The organism is Jeotgalibacillus sp. ET6 (assembly GCF_029667115.1).
Classification (GTDB): domain Bacteria; phylum Bacillota; class Bacilli; order Bacillales; family Jeotgalibacillaceae; genus Jeotgalibacillus.
The window spans coordinates 1-292 of the sequence record NZ_JARUIU010000039.1; the positions used below are offsets into that span (position 1 = coordinate 1).

Consider the following 292-nt stretch of genomic DNA (forward strand, 5'->3'; position numbering starts at 1 on the left):
AATAGGCAATTGCTGTAGCAAAAATACCGATGTATATACTGGATGCGAGACCGTTCATTGATGGTGCTGCTATTATTACACAAACGAATATGCTGAATGCCTCTTATGGACCAATTAATTGACCGTTCTCTGCCTACATCCAAATGCAGGACCATTGTCGGGTACACAAGCAGTCCTCTCAGGGGAAGCAGCGGTACGGTATGGTTGTTCTTTTCTGGTAATGAATTACTGGGAGTTTCATCGAGAACCTTTGCGGATTGGACTCAAGAAGATACAAAACAGATTTACCAGC

At 43.2% G+C, this 292-nt stretch carries 1 protein-coding gene; it reads left to right on the forward strand.

Annotated elements, in window-relative coordinates; all coding sequences use genetic code 11:
* Positions 1-105 precede the first annotated feature (105 nt).
* The coding region (locus P6709_RS19810; RefSeq protein ID WP_278242624.1) for a hypothetical protein at positions 106-292 on the forward strand (187 nt) is incomplete at its 3' end.